We start from the raw sequence: 21,453 nt of genomic DNA on the forward strand, positions 1-21,453 counted from the left end.
CATTAGGCAATTCTAGAAAGCCTTGAAACCATGCTTCCTTGGCCTTACCAAATCGCTCAATAGCAACCCAATCATCTGCTCCACACAACGCAGCACAAATCGTAATAGTAATGATATCAACCAACGTATGACGACGATGGCGTTCAACTCGAGGGTCGTCTAAGTGACTAAAATGATCTGCAATTGTATTATTTTTTTCCAATGTGATGCTCTAAGTCAGTTGCTAATCATCCTATTATACTGATTTTGTTGTATTTTTATATGCGATTGCCCTGACAACAGGCCCTTCCGCAAAAACTACCTACATTTATTGCACTAGCAGGAGACCAAACCGACTGGTATGTAAATACTCCCAAACTTAAACATTGGATCAAACGATTTCCCAAACAACATACTCAAGTAGATATCTGGCAATGCCCAGAAGCCAAACATGCTTTAGATCATGAGCCTTATCCTGTAGGACCATATATTCGCAATCAAATAATAGCTTTTTTAAGCAAGCAAATTGACAAGCAACTTGTGTTACCCACTTTAATATCACCACCATGCGTTAGGTTAAACAACAAAATAAAGGGTGACAGCAACTCATGACCTCCGTTTGCTTTACCGAAACCATGTCTGGCCAGCTAAGCTGGCAACCCAATATTGCTGCACAACACCCCGAGTTAAAAGATATTGATGCCTTTAAAATAGCGGATCAAGTAACACATCAAATGGTACTTAAAGATATTAGCATTGAGGTAAAAATCCCTAATAAAAAGCAGCTTACAGCATCACAATACCAAAAAGGATTACCAGGAAAGATAACAGCAGGTCAGTTATGGCTTAATCCTTTATTTAATAAAGCAACCCAAGCCTTAACAACGAGGCACCAATTAACAATCCTTAGTGGTCGGTTTACACTGTTTCGACACATCAACGCTAACACGAAACATATGCAGTATGTACTCATAGCCACCAATGCCAATCATAGTCGTTTTTTTTTGGTACATGGTTTTAAAAAAGTGAGTAACGCTGGTTTTTCCTGGCTAAAACCTTGGCGTATATGGCAAGACACCACCACACTATTTACTTCACTATATGCACTTACACCAGACGTCACTCAACATAAGCAAATCAGTCTTGATAAAGTACGAGATATACTTGCCTACAATCAGCCTTCCGCTTATGGTGTTATTTATATTTACCCTTGGCGCTTTATTCAACAACTTATATCATTTTCAATTAAAGCCACACATCCACTTCGAACACTCAAACATTTTCTGGTATTTTTCATACGCTCTTTAACACAAGTATACTTTTCTAAACAGCACTCCAAGAACGGATAACAAGGATGAAAAAACACTAGGGCCTGTAGGTATAAACGCCTCTGATAAAGTGTATAATTGCGAAGTTGAACATAAACACAACGATCAAAATAGACTAAATCTATTTAACTCGGCTTAGTTAACGAATAATCCTGCGCTTAATCTACTATAATCAACGAGCTTCATTTAGGTCACATTGATTCAGAGAAGCAATACTCTTTACATAACAACATCTGAAGAAATTATGCCGTTCAAAAAAATCATTAACGAACTTTGGCTATTTGGTTTAAAGCAAGCATATGCCAGTATATTTGGCGGTTTTCTATTGGCTACCATGATTATCACAAGTTATTGGTACCCCCCTTGAAAACCTTCACCGCTACGACTTTATTTTTATTGCGGCTATCGCTTTTCAAGTTTTACTGTTAGCAACCAAGCTAGAAACGATGAGGGAGTCACTTGTCATCATCGTTTTTCATATCGTTGCGACAGTTATGGAACTGTTTAAAACATCAGATGCCATACAGTCTTGGACTTATCCAGAAGAGTATGTCTTTGGTATTGGTAACGTACCATTATTCACTGGCTTTATGTATAGTGCTGTAGGTAGCTACATCGCGCGCGTTTGGCGTATATTTAAGTTTGAGTACTCCCATTACCCCTCAAAGCCTGCCACCCTAATTTTAGTCACATTAATCTATATAAACTTTTTTACCCATCATTATATTTGGGATTTCCGCTGGCTATTACTAGGGCTTACCATACTCTTGTTTTATCGTATAAAAATTTATTTTAAAATTATCAAAACACATCGCCATATGCCTCTTTTAGTAGGGTGGCTTTTGGTTGCTTTATTCATATGGTTTGCAGAAAATATCGCTACATTTACCAATATATGGTTATACCCAAACCAATCGTCAGAGTGGCAAATGGTTTCGCTTTCGAAACTTAGCTCATGGTACCTACTCATGCTAATCAGCTTTGTATTAGTATCGTTAATTAATAACGTCAAAATACGTCGGGTAGGTCATTTAAAGATCAATTAAAAGAAATAAAAAAAGGTAGAGCATATATAACGCTCTACCCATTTAACCATGCAACTATTATGTTATAGCATCAATTATTTTATCGCATCAATGCCACGCTGCATGTCAGCTATCAAATCATTAATATCTTCTAGACCCACAGCAACACGGATTAAATTATCGGAAATACCTGCCTGAGCTTTATCTTCAGCGGTTAAACGACAGTGAGTGGTGGTTGCAGGGTGGGTTATGGTTGTTTTTGCATCACCCAAGTTCGCCGTTAGCGATACTACTCGTGTCGCATCAATAAAACGCCAGGCTTCTTCTTGTCCGCCTTTTACTCTAAACGCCAGTACACCACCGAATTTCTTCTGTTGCTGCTTTGCCAGCGCATGTTGTGGGTGGGATTCCAACCCTGCATAAAAAACATGCTCGATCTCTGGCTGGGCATTTAACCACTGAGCCAGCGCTAGTGCATTATCGCAATGAGCATTCATACGCAGAGAAAGGGTTTCCAACCCTTTTAGAAAAACCCAGGCATTAAAGGGACTCATTGAAGGCCCTGCAGCTCGCATATAAATATGAATCTCTTCCAGTAGCTTATCTGGACCAACAACAACACCACCTACACACCGCCCCTGACCATCTAAAAACTTGGTGGCAGAATGTACAACAATATCTGCCCCTAATTTGAGGGGTTGTTGGATGATCGGTGTGCAAAAACAATTATCCACTACGAGTAAGCAGTCATTTGCTTTAGACAGCTGACTTAATGCACTGAGATCCGCCACTTCACTTAAGGGGTTTGAGGGGGTTTCCAAAAACAACATTTTGGTTTCAGGCTTGATGGCTTCTTGCCAACGGGCTAAATCTGTTAAGGGAACAAAGTCGGTTGTCACGCCAAACCGTGCTAAATATTTACTAAAGATGGTAGTGGTTGTACCAAAAACACTACGCGAGCAAACGACATGATCACCCGCTTTCAACAATGACATGCACACACTTAAAATAGCCGCCATACCCGAAGCAGTGGCTACCGCTCGCTCGCCTCCCTCTAATGCAGCTATACGCGACTCAAATAAGTGAACAGTTGGGTTAGTATAACGGGAGTAAACATTACCAGGAATATCACCCGCAAAACACGCAGCAGCTTCTGCAGCAGAATTAAAAACATAACTTGATGTCATATACATCGGCTCTGCGTGTTCCATTTCTGGGCTACGCTGATGTCCCATTCGAATGGCTTGTGTAGCAAGTTCAGTTGCAGAATAATCGAACTGGTAACGCTCACCTAAATAATCATATTTGCTCATGGTTCTTTCCACTTATCTACTACACAAAACATACGATTTAATATTTTTACTTCATCACTTACGCATCATTATGCAAATCAATGACAGTGTCTTCCGCAATTTTTTTCTTTTTCGCGGCATCACTTCGTTGTTGACGTAATTGTTCTAAATAATCATCCGTAATATTACCAGTGATATAATGCCCATCAAAAACTGAACACTCAAAGCCATCAAAAGTCGTTCCTGATCCTTCTGCTACAGCATGTTGTAAGTCTGTCAAATCTTGATAAATCAACCAGTCAGCACCAATAATCTCCGCTACTTGCTGCTCGGTACGATTAAATGCAATCAGCTCATGGGCCGAGGGCATATCGATACCATATACATTAGGGAAGCGAATCGCAGGCGCTGCAGAGCAAAAATAAACTTTTGCAGCCCCGGCATCACGTGCCATTTCAATAATTTGTTTACATGTCGTACCACGAACAATAGAGTCATCCACCAATAAGACATTTTTGCCGCGAAACTCCAAATCAATCGCATTTAGTTTTTGTCGTACTGATTTTTTACGCTCTTTTTGGCCAGGCATAATGAAAGTACGACCAATATAGCGATTTTTTATAAAACCTTCGCGATATTTAACACCAAGTCGGTTGGCCATTTGTAATGCTGAGGTACGACTTGTATCGGGTATCGGAATGACAACATCAATATCGTGATCAGGGTAAGCTTTCAGAATTTTTTCGGCCAGCTTTTCTCCCATTTTTAAGCGAGCCTTATAAACAGAGCTACCATCAATAATTGAGTCAGGGCGTGCAAAATAAACATACTCAAAAATACAAGGTGTTAACTGAGGAGAATCAGCACATTGCATTTGATGCAATTCACCTTCTGCAGAAATATAAATGGCCTCACCTGGAGCAACATCCGCAACCAATTCAAAACCTAAAGCGTCTAGCGCAACACTTTCTGAAGCCAGCATGTACTCATAGCCATTTACGGTCTCCTTACGGCCATACACCAGAGGACGTATACCATGGGGATCCCTAAAACCAACAATACCATGGCCTACCAGCATGGCAACCACCGCATAGCCACCTTCACACCGATGGTGCACTTGTTTAATCGCTTCAAAAATATCCGCAGGTTCTGGTATGAATTTATTTTGCTTTTGCAGCTCATGTGCAAAAACATTTAGGAGAATTTCTGAATCTGAGTGAGTATTGATGTGGCGAAGGTCAGCTTTGAATAAGTGTTCTTTTATTTGGTCTGCATTAGTGAGATTACCATTATGCGCTAAGGTGATCCCGTAAGGTGAGTTAACATAAAATGGTTGGGCTTCAGCAGAGCTTGAACTTCCTGCGGTGGGGTAACGAACATGACCAATACCAATATTACCTACTAAGCGCTGCATATGTCGTGTTCGAAAAACATCTCGAACTAAACCATTATCCTTACGTAAAAAAAAACGGTTATCTGCACATGTCACGATCCCCGCTGCGTCTTGCCCCCGGTGTTGCAATACTGTCAATGCATCATAAAGTGGCTGATTGACATTACGCCTGGCCACCATGCCGACTATCCCACACATGCAGCTACCTCATTAGTTCTGAATGATCAAACTATAGTTTATATTTTTAAAGGCCAGAGCCTTCTAGAGGCTCTGTTTTTGCAAAGCTAAGTGGTTTTTTGCTTAAGACTTACCTGGTCTAAGACTGGCTGAAGCCATGTCATTAAGGTATCCATAGACCAATCAGCCGCTTCTCTAAAGTAAGGAATTAACTGAGACTGCTGCCACCATGGATCTTGCTCAACGGGTGCAAAGCCCACAATGCCAACTAATAACACCACCACTACAACACCACGTGCACCTCCAAAAAGCATACCCAGCACACGATCAGTGCCTGTTAAACCTGTTGCTTTGACGAGCTCTGACAACAGTTTGGTCACCAAGCCTCCCACTATTAAGGTCACCAAAAACAATACACTGCAGGCGAGTATTTTTTTAACTGAAGGTGTTGCGACATATTCACTGAAGATATGAGCAAGACTACCGCCAAATGTCCAGGCAATAATCACTGCTGCAATCCAGATAACCAACGACAAAGCTTCTTGCAAGAAGCCACGAGACAAGCTGATAAGGCTAGATATAGCAATAATGCCAACGATTAACCAATCCACCCAAGTAAACATCACAGCCATAAAAATATTCACTTTATTGTGTCAGGAAATTGGCGGGCATTGTAACAGATGGCAGCCAAGCGCCCAAGCTTGGCTAAGGGGTATACCTCACAATGATACCGTCCAACTGCCACTTTTCATGTAGTGCTTGAACAACAGGTTGTAGCTGTTTTTTCGTAAAACGAGGCCCAACAAAAACACGTGTTATCACACCATGCTTATTACTAGGTAATTTTTGACTATAGGCTTTATAACCTTCGGTCTGTAGCTTTTTCACTAACGAGTTTGCATTATTACTGTCTGCAAATGTACCAACTTGAATTGTCCAACTGATGGGCAAGCCCTTTTCATCGAGGCTAGGTTTGTCTTCAATATCATTCTGCTGTACGACTTCTGTTGCCGGTTGTTCAGCTACACTTTGCTCAACTACTTGCTGAGTGTCTTGGTTAGGTTCTGAAGATACATCATCAGTTTTCTCAGAAACACTTGTCGTATCTAACGCTGCGGTTGATGCAGTCGTCTCATCTAAAACCGGTTCATCAATAACGACTTCTGCTTGCTCAGGGTTTGGATTAATCGCTGCAAGCTCTTTCTTGGCTTGAGCCCTTGCCTCATCCACGAAATCTGGCTCTGCAATAGCGGGTGGTGGTGGAGGTAACTCAGCACTCACTCGCTCATAGGTGGTCTTTTCATCAAAAAGCCAAGGCAAAAAAATAGCGGCAATTGCCACTAAAACGATGGCACCAACAACACGTTGTTTTAAACCATCATCAATTAACATGAAGATTCCTCGTACTCGAGCTTATTGTACGACGCCAACAGTATAAGACTTCACATAAATAAAGTTTATGCCAGGTAATAAGCTTACACTGGCATGCTGGCTATTTGGTTGTTCACTATCTAAGCGGCTTATAGCGTATTTCTTTTGACAATCATTTTCAGCTAAAGATGCACACTACAGTGCAAGGGCATCCATGGCTGCTGCAACAGTATAAAAAGACCCCATGACTAAGATGCGATCTCCCGCAGCTGAAGTCTCAATCGCACTCATTAGCGCATCTGCAACAGTTGTTTTTTGCTCAATACGACAATGTGCTTGCATTTCATCTGCCAATACCGAACAAGGCTTAGCTCGTGACAGACCAGGTATTGTACTAATCCACCAGGTATCAACCATAGCCGCAAGCGGCTTAACCACACCAAGGCTATCCTTATCCATCATAATGGCCAGTACGGCTTGCATTTTAGCAGGCGGCAACTGTTGTAATTGCCGACTTATATTCTCAGCGGCATGAGGATTATGAGCTACATCCAAAATTAGCTCAATCATCTCACCCTGAGGGTTACGCCAGGGTATTCGTTGAAAGCGTCCAGCAACTGTCGTTGCTTTTAGTGCAGCGCACAGTAAATCATATTCCAAAGTAAAGGGTGATAATGCAAGGGCTTGCAAAGTATTCACCGCATTCACCATCGCCAGTTTTGGTAAAGGAAGCGATGACCAGATAACAGGCAGCCCAGTGCTTCCAAGGCCGGTAAAAGTCCACTCCTCCCCTTGCTTTACTGCACCATATTCTTGTTCTCGGCAAAAAAGATGGGTACCCAGGTCTTTAGCTTTTGCCACAATACTCTGAGGGTGATGAACCTCTCCGCAAACGGCCCATTGCTCCGCTCGCAAAATACCCGCCTTTTCCGCCGCAATACCCTCAGGATCAGAGCCAAGCCAAGCCTCATGATCTACCCCAATTGATGTGATTATTGCTACATCCGCATCAATGATATTAACTGCATCGAGTCGTCCCCCTAAGCCCACTTCAAGCACCACTGCATCCAGAGGTTGCTGAGCAAACAGCCATAATGCCGCTAAGGTACCAAACTCAAAATAGGTTAAGGGAATATCACCTCGTGCCTGATCAATGGCGGTAAAGGCACGGCAAAAATCCTGATCACTGGCAGGCTGCTGATTGATAACAACCCGCTCATTGTAACGTCGCAAGTGGGGTGATGTGTAAACTCCCACTTTATAGCCATGATGCTGCAGAATGCCATTGAGCAGTGCAACAGTACTGCCTTTACCGTTAGTACCTGCTACAGTAAAAACCCAAGGTGCTGGCTTACCTAAAGCGAGTCTTTGCCACACCATCTGTATCCGCTCAAGGCCTAAATCAATTTCTTGGCTATGCAAAGACTCTTGCCAATGAAGCCAGTCCTGCAGACAGTTAAACCTCATCTTTTTTAACTGACTCCGGTTTATGCTCAGCAGTTTCAGCGGCTTCATCCGTCAGATAGGACTCTGAGGGGGTATTTGTTTCTGTCTCAAGCTCTCCCGCTGCTGGCGATTCGTCATCAGCAACCTGATCATCAGTTGCTAGCGAACGACTTTGGTCCTCAGCAACCTTAGGTTGGTCTGCATAGACCAGCTTGCTTATAATTCCCGAAATACGATCCCGTAGCTCAGCACGCGGTACGATCATATCTATCGCCCCATGTTCAAGCAAAAACTCACTGCGTTGAAAACCTTCTGGTAGCTTCTCACGAACTGTTTGCTCAATCACTCGAGGACCAGCAAAACCAATCAACGCATTCGGCTCAGCAATATTAATATCCCCCAGCATAGCCAAGCTGGCAGATACCCCACCATAAACAGGATCAGTTAATACCGAGATAAAAGGCAAGCCAGCCTCTTTCATTTTTTCCAGCGCGGCACTGGTTTTAGCCATCTGCATCAGTGAAAACAAAGCTTCCTGCATCCTTGCCCCACCGCTTGCGGCAAAACAAACTAACGGCAGTCGGTGTTCAAGACACGTATTAACTGCACGCACAAATTTCTCACCCACTACAGACCCCATCGAGCCACCCATAAAGGAAAACTCAAAGGCCGCAGCAACTAAAGGCACATCCTTCACAGCGCCTTTCATGACAATCAGCGCATCACGCTCACCCGTTTGCTTCTGTGCAGCACTGAGTCGGTCTTTATACTTTTTACTATCTTTGAATTTAAGACGATCAACAGGCTCTAAATCTGCGGCAATTTCTTCTCGACCATTAAGATCCAGAAAATAATCAAGGCGAATACGAGCAGATATCCGCATATGGTGATCACACTTAGGACAGACATCCAAATTTCTTCTAGACTCTGGCGCATAGAGAATAGAATTACATTTTATACATTTTTTCCAAAGCCCTTCAGGAACACTACGACGTTTGCTACTGTCATCAGGTCGTGAAAGCGATGGCAGAATTTTATCGAGTAGCCAATTAGCCATGTTTTCTCTCAAAATTGTTGCTAAGCGGCGATTAATCGCCCTGGATAATTACTATGAATCCATTGCGTGGCGCATCTCAGCCAAAATAGCAGTCACTTTGGCAAGAGCCACGTCTTGGTTTTCTTGTTCTGCACCGATTTGAGCCACCAGCGCACTACCAACCACAACACCATCTGCCAAGGCAGAAATAGCTTGAGCCGATGCGCCATCTTTAATGCCAAATCCAACGGCAATCGGCAGCGTGGTGTGTTGTCGAATTAAACTCAAGCGCTCGGCAACCTCACTGACATTCAGTGAGGCAGCCCCTGTCACCCCTTTAAGCGATACATAATACAAATAACCACTTGAGGCTTTGGTAATTTGTGCAATACGTGCTTCTTCTGTCGTGGGTGACAATAAAAAAATGCTATCAATATGATGTGTATTTAAGATTGTGGATAGCGAGTCAGCTTCTTCGGGCGGCAAGTCTACCGTTAAAACCCCATCAACACCAGCCTCGGCGGCGGCTTGAGCAAAGGCTTCATAACCCATGTTTTCAATAGGGTTTAAATAGCCCATAAGCACTACAGGTGTTGACTGATTAGTTTGTCGAAACTCCGCCACCATTGCCAACACTTGTCGAATATTAATGCCATGCTGTAAAGCACGTTCACAAGCAAGTTGGATAACGGGACCATCCGCCATTGGATCAGAAAAAGGTACCCCAAGCTCAATAATATCAGCACCCGCCTTAACCAGGCCGTGCATCAGGGGTACCGTTAGCGAGGGGTGACTATCACCCGCGGTAATATATGGGATTAACGCTTTTCGTTGCGTGGCTGACAGTGCAGCAAAACAGTCTTGAATACGACTCATGATTACTCCCCCAATTAAACGCGCACCCCATCCAGCGCAGCTACAGTATGAATATCTTTATCGCCCCGCCCGGATAAATTCACCACAATCGTTTGCTCGGGCCTCATGGTTGCAGCCAGTTTTTCTGCATAAGCTAACGCATGGCTACTTTCTAACGCTGGAATAATACCTTCTAATTGCGTCAGCTTATGAAATGCAGACAGCGCTTCTTCATCAGTGATCGCCACATAATTTGCGCGACCAATATCTTTTAACCAGGCATGCTCCGGGCCAACCCCCGGATAATCAAGGCCTGCAGAAACTGAATGGGTTTCGATTATTTGTCCATTATCATCCTGCATCAGATAGGTTCGATTACCATGCAGTACACCAGGGCGACCGGCGCACAATGGTGCAGAGTGTTTACCTGTGTCAACCCCAAAACCAGCAGCCTCTACCCCATACATAGCGACCTGGTGATCAGTAATGAAAGGATAAAATAAACCAATTGCATTAGAACCACCGCCAACACAAGCTACGAGTGCATCCGGTAAACGACCTGTTTGCGCAATACACTGCTGTTTAGCCTCTCGCCCAATCACCGCCTGAAAGTCCCGCACCATTTGCGGATAAGGGTGAGGGCCCGCCACGGTGCCAATAATATAGAAGGTATCATCAACATGAGTCACCCAGTGTCGCAGTGCTTCATTAAGGGCGTCTTTTAGGGTCTTTGAGCCAGACTGAACCGCTTCGACTTCGGCACCTAACAACTTCATGCGATAAACATTAAGTGATTGGCGCTCGACATCAACCGCCCCCATAAATACCTTACACTCTAAGCCAAACCGAGCAGCCACTGTTGCAGAAGCTACCCCATGCTGACCTGCCCCCGTTTCAGCAATGACCTTGGGCTTGCCCATATACTTGGCTAACAAAGCTTGACCAATGGTGTTATTGACCTTGTGTGCCCCTGTATGATTAAGGTCTTCCCGTTTAAGGTAAATTTGCGCACCACCTACAGTGCGTGACCATCGTTCAGCATGATAGAGAGGTGATGGGCGACCAACATAGTGGCTAAGATCGCGATCAAACTCAGCTAAAAAGTCCTTATCTTGAGCAAGCTTCTGATAGGTCTCATTCAACTCATCCAAGGCCGCCATCAATGTTTCAGATACAAAGCGGCCCCCGTATTTACCAAAATGACCATGGGCATCAGGTAAACTCTTTAACATTTCCTCGTTTATATGCTCAGACACTGGCAACCTCTCTCACAAAAGCCAGAATTTTTTGACGGTCTTTTACACCCTTACTTTTCTCAACCCCTCCACTTACATCCACTGCAAAAGGCTGAAGAGATTGAATCGCTTGCTGAACATTGTCTGGGTTCAGTCCACCGGCAATAATTAGTGGTTGGTCCAGGTCATCAGGGATAGCCTGCCAATCAAAACATATACCCGTGCCTCCGGGCACTCCAGGCTGATAACTATCCAGTAATATGCCGCAAGCTGTTTTATACTGCCCGATCGCCGCTCTAATATCCATACCTGGCCGCACACGAATTGCCTTTATATAGGGGCGCTTAAACTGCTCACAAAATTGCACAGACTCATTACCATGAAACTGCAGCAAACCAAGCGGGATAGCCTCTAAGTGCTGCCAAATATACGCTGCAGAAGCATCAACAAAAAGACCTGTGACTGTTACAAAACCAGGTACTTTACTCACAATAGCCTGCGCCTGGGCAACTGAAACCGCTCGAGGGCTTTTCGGGTAAAAAACTAAACCAATAGCATCAACCCCTGCAGCGACAGCATAGGCGGCATCATCAGGCTGAGTTATTCCACAGATCTTTATTCTGGTTCTTGGCTTCACCCTTATGCCCTTTTCTTTATGCCACTATCAAAAAAATATGAAAACTGGTGCCAGATTACCATCCAACCCACCCTTGACTTATTACTCTGCTAATAACGCTGATAAAAAGTAAGGTCCTAGTGCCCCTCGCTCCAGCCCAAAGTGTTCAGGATATCCAACATCCACAAAGTACAAACCATAAGGTGGGGCAGTGACTCCACCTTGTGTGCGATCTTGTACTGCCAACACTTCTTGAATCCAGTTTACCAGGCGCTTACCACAACCAATAGCCATGAGCACACCCGCAATATTGCGAACCATGTGATGTAAAAATGCATTGGCCTGCACATCAATAACCACCAGTTCACCATAACGCTTTACGGTCAGATGCGAAATATTACGGCAAGGTGTTTTGGCCTGACAGCCAATCGCTCGAAAGGAGGTAAAGTCATGCTCACCCACTAAGCACTGGGCAGATTCGTGCATTTTTTCTGCATCTAAAGGTCGATAATTCCAAGTCACTCCCTTAGCCAAAGCAGCAGGACGCACCGGTGCGTTATAAATTACATAACGGTAACGCCGATAGTCTGCACGAAATCGGGCATGAAACTCTGTAGAGACAGGTTTAACCCAACGCACAGCGACCTGCGGTGGTAGATTGCTATTGGCACCAAATACCCACCCCCGCAAACTACGATCAGCTGAACTATCAAAGTGAATAATTTGGTTAGAGGCATGGACCCCTGTGTCCGTTCTCCCAGCACAGACAACACTGACTGGGTGATTGGCAACCTTGGACAGCGCAGCTTCCACTGCTGCTTGCACTGAAGGTCCATGTTTTTGAGTTTGCCAGCCTAGAAAAGGAGAGCCGTCATATTCAACACTGGCGGCATAGCGCTGAGTGTCCGAGTCAACAGGCTGGGAAGTCGAATCCGACACTAAAGTTACTTCTTTTACCATTTAACCCATACTATTAATTAATGTCTGGGCTTCCTGTTTTTGACTATCATTACCTTCTTGCATCACTTCATCAAGAATATCGCGCGCACCTTCATGGTCACCCATATCGATGTAAGCACGTGCAAGATCAAGCTTAGTGGCCGTCTCATCAGCACCAGCCAACAACGCCATATCATCTTCACTTTCAGCAGCCGGTGGTGCTGCCTTAGGTGCTTCAGGTACTGGCTCTGGCTCTACAGCTGCTGGCTCAGGTTTGACCTCTGCAACAGGGGCAGGTTTAACTTGAGGCTCAGGCTCAACCATTTCCTGTGTTACAGGCTCTTCTTCACCTACAGCTCCTGATAATTCTGCCGCTAAACTTTCAGTAGCCGCATCCAAAGAAGCCAAATCGTCATCTAATTCAGCGCCAAGCATAAAGTCTTTTTCTTCGGATGTCAGTTCTGGTTCTGTAACAGTTTCTTCCGCAGTAAGTGGAGCTTCATCAACTAATGCCTCGTCACTGACAGCAAGGTCAAAGGCTTCGTCAAATGCAACCTCATCAGTGCCTTCTAGCTCCAGGTCATCCAAGCTGAAGTCCATTTCGACTTCTTCTGTTTCAGCCAGTGGTTGCTCTGGCTCAAGCTTTAGCTCTTCATCCAGTGCAAATTCATCGCCCAGGCTTTCTACTTCACCTGTCGCTAACTCTGTGGACTCTAAATCCAGACTGAGCGCATCATCAAGTGATTCAGTCGCTGCAGGCTCAATACTGTCCAGATCAAAGTCTAACGCTTGTGCTTCTGCATCAACTTCAGCCAGCTCTTTATCAAGGTCAAAGTCAAGCCCCTCCATCTCAGTGTACCCAGCCTCACGTTCCTGAGGGTGGATTTCTAAAGAGGCTTCAGCTGCTTCATCCAATGCATCCAGACTCAACTCACCGGATAACTCATCAACTTCCTTTTCCAAATCATCCAGGGATAAATCTAACTCTTCATCCAAATCTGAGGTTAAAACACTCTCTTCTTCAGGTGCTTCAACTTTTTTTTCGGGTTCTTCCAGCCCTAAGTCATCCAGACTCAGTTCTTCATCCAGATCATCCATGGTTAAGGTATCACTGGCTAACTCAGCTTCAAGGCTGGCAAGGTCTTGATCACCTGCCAAATAATCAATGCCTGCGTCCGCTGCTGCAACACCAAAGGCATCTGAAGGGAACTTCCCTTTTAGAGCATTCGCCTTATTGATTGCACCCTGATCAGACAGCTCTTCAAGCTCTGAAAATTCTCGCTTAAAGGCATCGGCATTTTGCATTTCAGCATAAACTTCCAGCAGTTTTACCCTGAGATCAGTTCTGCTGGGTTCATCATTAATCGCATTACGCAAGAGATCTTCTGCATGAGAAAAGCGACCATAAGCAATGTAAATATCCGCCTCACCCAAAGGATCACTGGTTTCAGGTTTCACTGGCGCTGAAGGTTTCTCGTCTTCCTCTAGCGCGGCTTCTGAAATTTTTTTTTGCTCCAGTTCCTCTTCCTCGTCGATCAGCATGGTATCTGCTTCGGCGTCCAAGGACTCCTGGTATAACTCTTCCTCTTTACGGGCATTTCGGCGAGACAAAAACAGCAGACCCAACACTACTAGCACTACTGTACCGCCAGCCCCAACCAAATACATTGGTTCTTGTAAGATACGGTCGATCAGACTGACCTCAGGTTTTGGCTGCGGAGTGTCGACAGTTTCCGTGGGAACAGGCTCCGTTTCAGGCTGTGGCTCAGGCTCAGTGGTAACAGCAGGTTCTCGGACAGGTTCTGGCTCAGGTACAGCAGGTTGCTGGACCCCAGCAGACTCCTGCTCACTCAGCTTGGCCTGCAATGCAGCAAGCTGCTCATCTTTGAGGCTCAACAAGCGTTGCAAGGTACCAATTTGATCTTCCAATTCAGTAAGCCTGGAAGTGATTTCTTCATTTTCGCGGCGTGCTTTATCTAAGTTTTCCTGAGTAACCGACAGCTCATTTTGCAACGTCTCAACTTGCTGTGCAGAAGGACCTGTTTGCCCTGTATCCCCACCACCTTCTTCTTGTGAAGGAGAAGGCGTTGGAGCTGACACAATTTTCAAGCGACCATCACTGTCTCCAGCTTCAGGCTCAGGGGCAGCCGAAGCACGGCGTGTTGCATCCAGTTGAGGCGCCTGCAGATCGCCCGCTTTCCAGGCCCGGGTTTGTTCGGCCACTAATGAAACGGCTTCGTTGTGTGAAACCTGCTTGATTTGCTCAGAGTTTGGTACTCTAAGCACCTTGCCACGTTTTAGCAGGTTGATATTGTCATTGATAAATGCATCAGGATTGAGGACCTGCAAGGCAACCATTGTCTGGTGAACAGTGATATCTCGAGATGGCCTAACTTGTGCCGCGATCTCCCACAGTGTGTCATTGGCCCGGATTGTGTATTGATCACCATCTAAACCACCGGTAGTGGCAGGCTGGCTGACTGGCTCTGCTGTAGGTTGTTCAGCACGAGGTTGCTGAGCCGGTGCGCTGGAAACAGGTGCTTGAACAGTTGTAACTGGCTGCTGGCTAAATGTAGGAGGATCGAGAAGGACTGTATATTCACGTAATAGACGACCACTTGGCCAATGTACCTCAACCAAAAAATTTAAATAGGGTTCACTGACAGGCTTACGGCTGGTGACTTTTATATATGACCGACCGTTTTTTTTGACGACAGTTTGAAACTTTAGATTGCTGAGAAAGAATATGCGCTCTACACCCGCACGATTGAAGTCCTCATTGGTTGCCAAATTTGGCAATATCTCAGAAGACCCCAAGTCTCGCACTTGTATCAGCTCTATTTCAGCATCGAGGGGTTGGTTTAATGCGGAATTGAGGGTAATTTCCCCAAGTCCAAGAGCATTCGCCACGCCAGATGACAATAATCCGGCAGCCGCGACTGCTACTACTAACTTGCGCACCATAATTCTCAATCCTTTATTATTCGGTAAAGTCTTGCTCTGTTGAGCAGCCAGAGAATTCATACTCATCCCGACCCGTTTTTTTTCTGCCAGTTCCCCAGGTAACCATAACGTAGCTCACATAAGCAGCCTAAAAAAATAAAATGCATATTCAAGTGATAGCACAAAGTGTCATTTTCTTGATGAGTATAAAACAGAATGGACAGATAAGTAGCCCGCTTACCTGTCCAGCATCACAATAGAACAAGATATTACTTCACAAAAAAATTGATAACTAGTTAATAACAAAATCTAGAAATTAGATGTAATAACCTTACTAAGTATCAATTATAAATAGTCTTTTATCAATATCTCAGCAATTTGTACACTGTTTAGCGCCGCTCCCTTGCGAACATTATCCGCTACAACCCACAAATTGAGACCCAGATCACAAGAAATATCTTCACGGATTCGCCCAACATACACAGGATCATGACCACATGCCTGCTTCACGGGTGTCGGATATCCCCCATCCTGACGTTCATCCATTAACTCGACACCTGGCGCCTTTTGTAAAAGTGATCTGACCTCATCTGCCGTAATTTTAGTGCGCGTTTCAATATGCACAGCTTCTGAGTGTCCATAGAACACAGGTACCCTGACACAGGTAGGGTTAACTTTAATCTCAGCGTCACCAAAAATTTTCTGTGTTTCCCACACCATTTTCATTTCTTCTTTGGTGTATCCATTGTCTTGAAATACATCAATATGCGGCAAAACATTAAAAGCAATTTGGGTTGGATAGACTTCTGCTTCAGCCGGCTGCCCATTTAATAATTTAGCAGTTTGTCCAGCCAGTTCATTAACGGCCTCTTTACCTGTACCCGAAACAGCCTGATAAGTTGCGACGTTAATTCGGGTAATCCCAACCGCATCATAAATTGGCTTTAACGCCACCAACATTTGAATAGTTGAGCAGTTTGGGTTAGCAATAATATTGTGTTTTTTATAGTCAGCGACCGCAGCAGGATTAACTTCAGGCACCACCAGTGGTATTTCTGGGTCATAACGAAAGTGCGAGGTATTATCAATCACGACACACCCAGCAGCCCCCGCTTTAGGTGCATACTCTGCTGAAATACTGCCACCCGCAGAAAACAATGCAATCTGCACTTTACTAAAGTCAAACTCGGCTAAGTCTTCTACAACAACTGATTTACTACCAAATAACACGGTATTACCCGCAGAGCGGCTACTGGCTAGTGCATAAATTTTACCTACCGGGAACTTACGCTCAGCTAAAATGCCCAGCATAGTTTCACCTACAGCACCTGTCGCACCAACTACAGCCACATCAAATGTTTTACTCATCTTGCTGTATCTATCCTATTTTTTTGATCAAAGATTAAAATAAGTGTACTACGCTAAGCACACCTATTACTCTACAGACTAATGCAAACTGTCGTAAATCACACTGCGAATTATCAATTTAGTGCTTTGATAACCGCCTCACCCATCGCTTGTGTGCCAATAATGGAATTACCTTCGTGAGCAATATCCGCTGTTCTCAAACCCTGTGTTAATACGTCAGCGACAGCCTGTTCAATGGCTGCAGCCGCTTCTGGATACTGTAGGGAGTGCCTCAGCATCATGGCAACAGACAAAATCATAGCCAAAGGATTGGCTTTATCTTGACCCGCAATATCAGGGGCCGAACCATGACAAGGTTCATACATTCCCAGCCCTGACGCCGCAAGGGATGCTGATGGCAACATACCGATTGAGCCCGTTAACATGGCGGCCTCATCCGACAATATATCGCCAAACATGTTACCCGTCACAATGACATCAAACTGCTTGGGTGCTCTAACAAGCTGCATGGCGGCATTGTCAACATACATATGCGTCAACTCAACTTCAGGGTATTCTGCAGCTAGTTCATTCATCACCTCACGCCACAGCCCTGTCACTTCTAACACATTCGCCTTATCCACTGAGCACAGTTTTTTTCCTCGACGCTGAGCCGCTTGAAAAGCCACATGACCAATACGCTTAATTTCACTCTCACGATAACGATAAGTATTGAAGCCTTCACGTTCTCCACTATCTAACGTTTCAACGCCACGCGGCTTACCAAAGTAAATGCCTCCAGTTAACTCCCGAACAATCAGTAAATCCAGTCCAGCGACTACTTCCGGTTTAAGGGTAGAAGCACTGGCTAACGGTTCAAATAACAAGGCTGGACGCAGGTTTGCAAATAACTCCAGTTGCGAGCGAATCCCCAATAGACCTTGCTCAGGTCTTTGTGGCCGTGGCAAAGTATCCCATTGAGGGCCACCCACCGCCCCCAGTAAAATGGCATCACTTTCTTTAGCGGCTGCTAAGGTAGATGCAGGCAAAGGTTGGCCTTCAGCATCAACAGCAGCTCCCCCAATCAGGGCACTTTCCATTTTTATGGGCAGGTTAAACTTAGCCGCAACCGTCTCCAGCACGCGTATACCTTGCTGCATTATTTCTGGACCAATACCATCACCGGCTAAAGTCAAAACTCGTTTTGCTTGCATGGAAATCTCTCTTCTTAAAACAGAAAAAAACTGCCTTATAATCAATTAGTGCGCTGCAAATAACCACGGAAATTGCTGCTGATGGCGCGCTTCAAACGCTTTAATTTCATCTGCCTGTTGCAGCGTCAGACCTATTTCATCAAGTCCTTGCAATAAACAGTTGCGCCGAAATTCGTCAATGTTGAACGAAAACTGCTGTCCGTCAGGTAGTGTTATGACCTGTTGTTGTAAATCTACGGTCAGCTTTAGCCCTTCATTAGCCGCATTTTCTGCATGAAATAATGCTTCTACTTCTGTTTCGGAAAGCGTTATCGGCAAAATGCCATTTTTAAAGCAGTTGTTGTAAAAAATGTCCGCAAAGCTTGGTGCAATAATACAACGAAAGCCGTAATCCAATAATGCCCAGGGAGCATGCTCACGACTTGAACCACAGCCAAAATTGCGACCTGCTAATAAAATAGAAGCCCCCTGATAACAAGGTTGATTCAATATAAAGTCTGGGTTAAGTGGGCGTTGGCTGCAATCCTGGTCTGGCTGACCTTCATCCAGGTAGCGCAACTCATCGAACAGGTTTGGCCCAAAGCCTGAGCGCTTAATGGACTTTAAGAATTGCTTGGGAATAATCATGTCAGTATCAACATTGTCCCGCTCTAAAGGCGCGACCAAACCGGTTAATATGGTAAATGCCTGCATGATTTCCCCCTACTGCCACTGTCTTATATCAACAAAATGACCGGCAATCGCTGCTGCAGCTGCCATTGCCGGACTCACTAAGTGGGTTCTACCGCCAAAACCTTGCCGTCCTTCAAAGTTACGGTTTGACGTTGAGGCACAATGCTCACCTGCCCCCAGCTTGTCTGCGTTCATGGCTAGACACATTGAGCAACCAGGCTCTCGCCACTCCATACCCGCACTTATAAAAATCTGGTGCAAACCTTCTTGCTCAGCTTGCGCTTTCACCAAACCGGACCCAGGTACAACCAATGCCTGCTTAATGGTGGCAGCCACATGTTTACCTTTCACAACGGCTGCCGCTGCGCGTAAGTCTTCAATACGGGCATTGGTACAAGAACCAATAAATACACGATCCAGTTTAATGTCGCTTATCGCCATGCCTGGTGTTAACCCCATATAGTGTAACGCTCGACTTATACCTTCCCGTCGGGTTGGGTCTGCTTCCTGCTTGGGATCAGGCACTTGGCTGGTCACTGGTGCCACCATTTCTGGGGAAGTCCCCCAGGTTACCTGGGGCTGTATATCGGCTGACTGCAAAGTGATCACTTCATCAAACTCCGCATCTGGATCAGATACCAGCGTACGCCAATAAGTAACAGCCTGCTGCCAGTGCTCTCCTTGAGGCGCAAAGGGGCGTCCCTGCAAATAGTCGATGGTTGTTTCATCAACAGCAATCATCCCTGCCCGAGCACCCGCTTCAATGGCCATATTACAGACCGTCATCCGCCCTTCCATACTTAAGCTACGAATGCCTTCACCCGCAAATTCAATGGCATAGCCAGTACCACCCGCAGTACCTATTTGACCAATAATAGCCAGCACCACATCCTTTGCGGTAACACCATGGGGCAGTGCGCCCTCAACCCGCACCAGCATGTTTTTCATTTTTTTGGTGACAAGGCACTGAGTAGCAAGCACATGCTCTACCTCGGAGGTACCAATACCATGGGCCAGTGCCGCAAATGCACCATGGGTTGATGTATGGGAGTCACCACACACAACCGTCATTCCTGGTAATGTGGCACCTTGCTCTGGTCCCACTACATGGACAATACCCTGCCGCTGATCTTTCATGGCAAACTCATTAATCCCAAAATACTGGCAGTTATCATCCAGCGTTTTTACCTGTATTTGAGAAATCGGGTCAGCAATGCCATCGATACCATGCGCTCGCTCTTTAGTGGTAGTGGGGACATTATGATCAGGTGTCGCCAGATTAGTATCGAGACGCCAAGGCTTTCGTTGTGCTAAACGCAGCCCCTCAAAAGCCTGAGGGGAAGTAACCTCATGCAATAAGTGTCGATCAATATAAAGTAAAGCAGAGCCATCATCTCGGGCACTGACCACATGGCTATCCCACAACTTGTCGTATAACGTTCTACCTGCCATTTGGCTATCCTCTCATTTAGGCTAAACAGCAGAGCCTGCGCTTGAGCACTGCTAAAAAAGCATAGCCAGTGCCTTGGGCTAGAAGTCACAGGCTACACAGATAAAGGATTGTGATTATTAGGTTGCTTAATGCTAATTTCTTACACCGGATAAAACAAATTAATAATTTTTAATTATTGCATAAAAAAAAGGAATAGCTTAATGTTAAATCATGGACCCACAAACCTTACAAGCCTTTATTGCCGTTGCTGAATCCAAGTCTTTTTCATTGGCTGCAGACCAGTTATGCCTGACCCAGCCGGCCGTCAGTAAAAGGATCGCAAACTTAGAGCAGTTACTCGCTACCCGGCTGTTTGACAGGTTTGGACGCCAGATAACTTTAACAGAGACAGGAAGCGCATTATTACCCCGAGCCTACCGAATACTTGCCAATATTGAAGACACCTGCCGTGAGATTCGCAACCTAAGTGGTGAAGTTAATGGGCGACTCGCCATTGCCACCAGTCACCACATAGGCTTACACCGTTTACCACCAGTACTGCGCCAGTTTAGTCGGACATATCCAGAAGTCACACTGGATATTCGCTTCTTAGATTCAGAACAAGCCTATGAAGCCATTCAGCATGGTGAGGTCGAAGTGGCAGTAATTACACTAGCACCCAGTCAAGTTGACCACACCAGTAACGGTGTGAAGCTAGTGACAGAAAATATTTGCAGCCAGCTAGTCTGGCAGGACAGGCTCAACTTTGTTGTCGCCCCAGATCACCCCCTGGCTACCCAGCCCTCACTGACGTTAGCGCACCTATGCTCTACAAAAGCCGTATTCCCTGGTAGCCATACGTTTACTCATAGCATCGTCAAACAAGCCTTTCGCACAAGAGGTCTGACCCCGACTATTTCAATGACCACAAACTACCTAGAAACCATCAAAATGATGGTTTCTATTGGGCTGGCCTGGAGTGTACTGCCGGCAACGATGCTTGATGATCAACTCACTGCTTTAAACCCAGAAAATATCTTGCTAAATCGCTACTTAGGCTATATTCACCACAGTGAACGAACCCTATCCAATGCTGCAAGTGCATTTATTAAGCAGCTTAATGAACAAATAGAGTAATGAGTTAACAAACATA

Annotated in this window: 19 protein-coding genes; 3 read left to right on the plus strand and 16 right to left on the minus strand. The window is 45.1% G+C overall.

Annotated features, from left to right (window positions below):
- The coding region (locus tag F607_RS29765; protein ID WP_038291364.1) for a transposase family protein at window positions 1-202 on the minus strand (202 nt) is incomplete at its 3' end.
- Between the two features lie 385 nt (window positions 203-587).
- Between F607_RS29765 and F607_RS0113820 the strand changes: the two genes are divergently transcribed.
- A complete protein-coding gene (locus F607_RS0113820; RefSeq protein ID WP_027708552.1) occupies window positions 588-1,328 on the plus strand; it encodes a hypothetical protein in 741 nt (246 codons plus the stop codon).
- Between the two features lie 401 nt (window positions 1,329-1,729).
- Complete coding sequence (locus tag F607_RS29770) at window positions 1,730-2,353, plus strand: DUF817 domain-containing protein (protein ID WP_230400406.1); 624 nt, start codon at window positions 1,730-1,732, stop codon at window positions 2,351-2,353.
- 74 nt (window positions 2,354-2,427) lie between these two features.
- On the opposite strand, the gene F607_RS0113830 is transcribed toward F607_RS29770, so the two are convergent.
- From F607_RS0113830 to leuC, 15 genes are all read right to left on the minus strand, one after another.
- Window positions 2,428-3,645, minus strand: a complete 1,218-nt coding sequence (locus F607_RS0113830; protein WP_027708553.1) for an O-succinylhomoserine sulfhydrylase — start codon at window positions 3,643-3,645, stop codon at window positions 2,428-2,430.
- Between the two features lie 58 nt (window positions 3,646-3,703).
- Complete coding sequence (gene purF / locus F607_RS0113835) at window positions 3,704-5,215, minus strand: amidophosphoribosyltransferase (protein ID WP_027708554.1); 1,512 nt, start codon at window positions 5,213-5,215, stop codon at window positions 3,704-3,706.
- A gap of 86 nt (window positions 5,216-5,301) precedes the next feature.
- Window positions 5,302-5,826, minus strand: coding sequence for a CvpA family protein (locus F607_RS0113840; protein ID WP_230400405.1), 525 nt, complete (start codon window positions 5,824-5,826; stop codon window positions 5,302-5,304).
- A gap of 73 nt (window positions 5,827-5,899) precedes the next feature.
- Window positions 5,900-6,586 (minus strand): SPOR domain-containing protein, encoded by a 687-nt coding sequence (locus F607_RS0113845; protein ID WP_027708556.1) that lies wholly within the window; start codon window positions 6,584-6,586, stop codon window positions 5,900-5,902.
- Between the two features lie 174 nt (window positions 6,587-6,760).
- A complete protein-coding gene (gene folC, locus F607_RS0113850; RefSeq protein WP_027708557.1) occupies window positions 6,761-8,032 on the minus strand; it encodes a bifunctional tetrahydrofolate synthase/dihydrofolate synthase in 1,272 nt (423 codons plus the stop codon).
- On the minus strand, window positions 8,022-9,068 hold the full coding sequence (accD, locus tag F607_RS0113855; RefSeq protein WP_027708558.1) for an acetyl-CoA carboxylase, carboxyltransferase subunit beta: 1,047 nt from the start codon (window positions 9,066-9,068) through the stop codon (window positions 8,022-8,024). The genes folC and accD overlap by 11 nt, the downstream gene beginning before the upstream one ends.
- A gap of 51 nt (window positions 9,069-9,119) precedes the next feature.
- Complete coding sequence (gene trpA / locus F607_RS0113860) at window positions 9,120-9,923, minus strand: tryptophan synthase subunit alpha (protein WP_027708559.1); 804 nt, start codon at window positions 9,921-9,923, stop codon at window positions 9,120-9,122.
- A 14-nt stretch (window positions 9,924-9,937) separates the two neighbouring features.
- The gene (gene trpB, locus F607_RS0113865; protein WP_094787575.1) at window positions 9,938-11,134 is read right to left on the minus strand and encodes a tryptophan synthase subunit beta; all 1,197 of its coding nucleotides are present in this window, start codon (window positions 11,132-11,134) and stop codon (window positions 9,938-9,940) included.
- A gap of 16 nt (window positions 11,135-11,150) precedes the next feature.
- Window positions 11,151-11,774: a phosphoribosylanthranilate isomerase gene (locus tag F607_RS0113870; protein WP_038291368.1), complete on the minus strand. Its 624-nt coding sequence runs from the start codon at window positions 11,772-11,774 to the stop codon at window positions 11,151-11,153.
- A gap of 81 nt (window positions 11,775-11,855) precedes the next feature.
- Entirely contained in the window at window positions 11,856-12,713 is an 858-nt protein-coding gene (gene truA, locus F607_RS0113875; RefSeq protein ID WP_038291370.1) for a tRNA pseudouridine(38-40) synthase TruA, read from the minus strand.
- Window positions 12,714-15,656 (minus strand): motility hub landmark protein FimV, encoded by a 2,943-nt coding sequence (locus F607_RS0113880; RefSeq protein WP_038291371.1) that lies wholly within the window; start codon window positions 15,654-15,656, stop codon window positions 12,714-12,716.
- Window positions 15,657-15,980: 324 nt separating this feature from the next.
- Window positions 15,981-17,003 (minus strand): aspartate-semialdehyde dehydrogenase, encoded by a 1,023-nt coding sequence (locus F607_RS0113885; RefSeq protein WP_027708564.1) that lies wholly within the window; start codon window positions 17,001-17,003, stop codon window positions 15,981-15,983.
- Window positions 17,004-17,116: 113 nt separating this feature from the next.
- Complete coding sequence (leuB, locus tag F607_RS0113890; protein WP_038291372.1) at window positions 17,117-18,196, minus strand: 3-isopropylmalate dehydrogenase; 1,080 nt, start codon at window positions 18,194-18,196, stop codon at window positions 17,117-17,119.
- 45 nt (window positions 18,197-18,241) lie between these two features.
- Window positions 18,242-18,889: a 3-isopropylmalate dehydratase small subunit gene (gene leuD, locus F607_RS0113895; RefSeq protein ID WP_027708566.1), complete on the minus strand. Its 648-nt coding sequence runs from the start codon at window positions 18,887-18,889 to the stop codon at window positions 18,242-18,244.
- A 9-nt stretch (window positions 18,890-18,898) separates the two neighbouring features.
- Window positions 18,899-20,320: a 3-isopropylmalate dehydratase large subunit gene (gene leuC, locus F607_RS0113900; protein ID WP_027708567.1), complete on the minus strand. Its 1,422-nt coding sequence runs from the start codon at window positions 20,318-20,320 to the stop codon at window positions 18,899-18,901.
- Window positions 20,321-20,531: 211 nt separating this feature from the next.
- Between leuC and F607_RS0113905 the strand changes: the two genes are divergently transcribed.
- Window positions 20,532-21,437, plus strand: coding sequence for a LysR family transcriptional regulator (locus tag F607_RS0113905; protein ID WP_027708568.1), 906 nt, complete (start codon window positions 20,532-20,534; stop codon window positions 21,435-21,437).
- The last annotated feature ends 16 nt before the right edge of the window (window positions 21,438-21,453 follow it).

This window comes from Zooshikella ganghwensis DSM 15267, assembly GCF_000428585.1.
Lineage (GTDB): Bacteria > Pseudomonadota > Gammaproteobacteria > Pseudomonadales > Zooshikellaceae > Zooshikella > Zooshikella ganghwensis.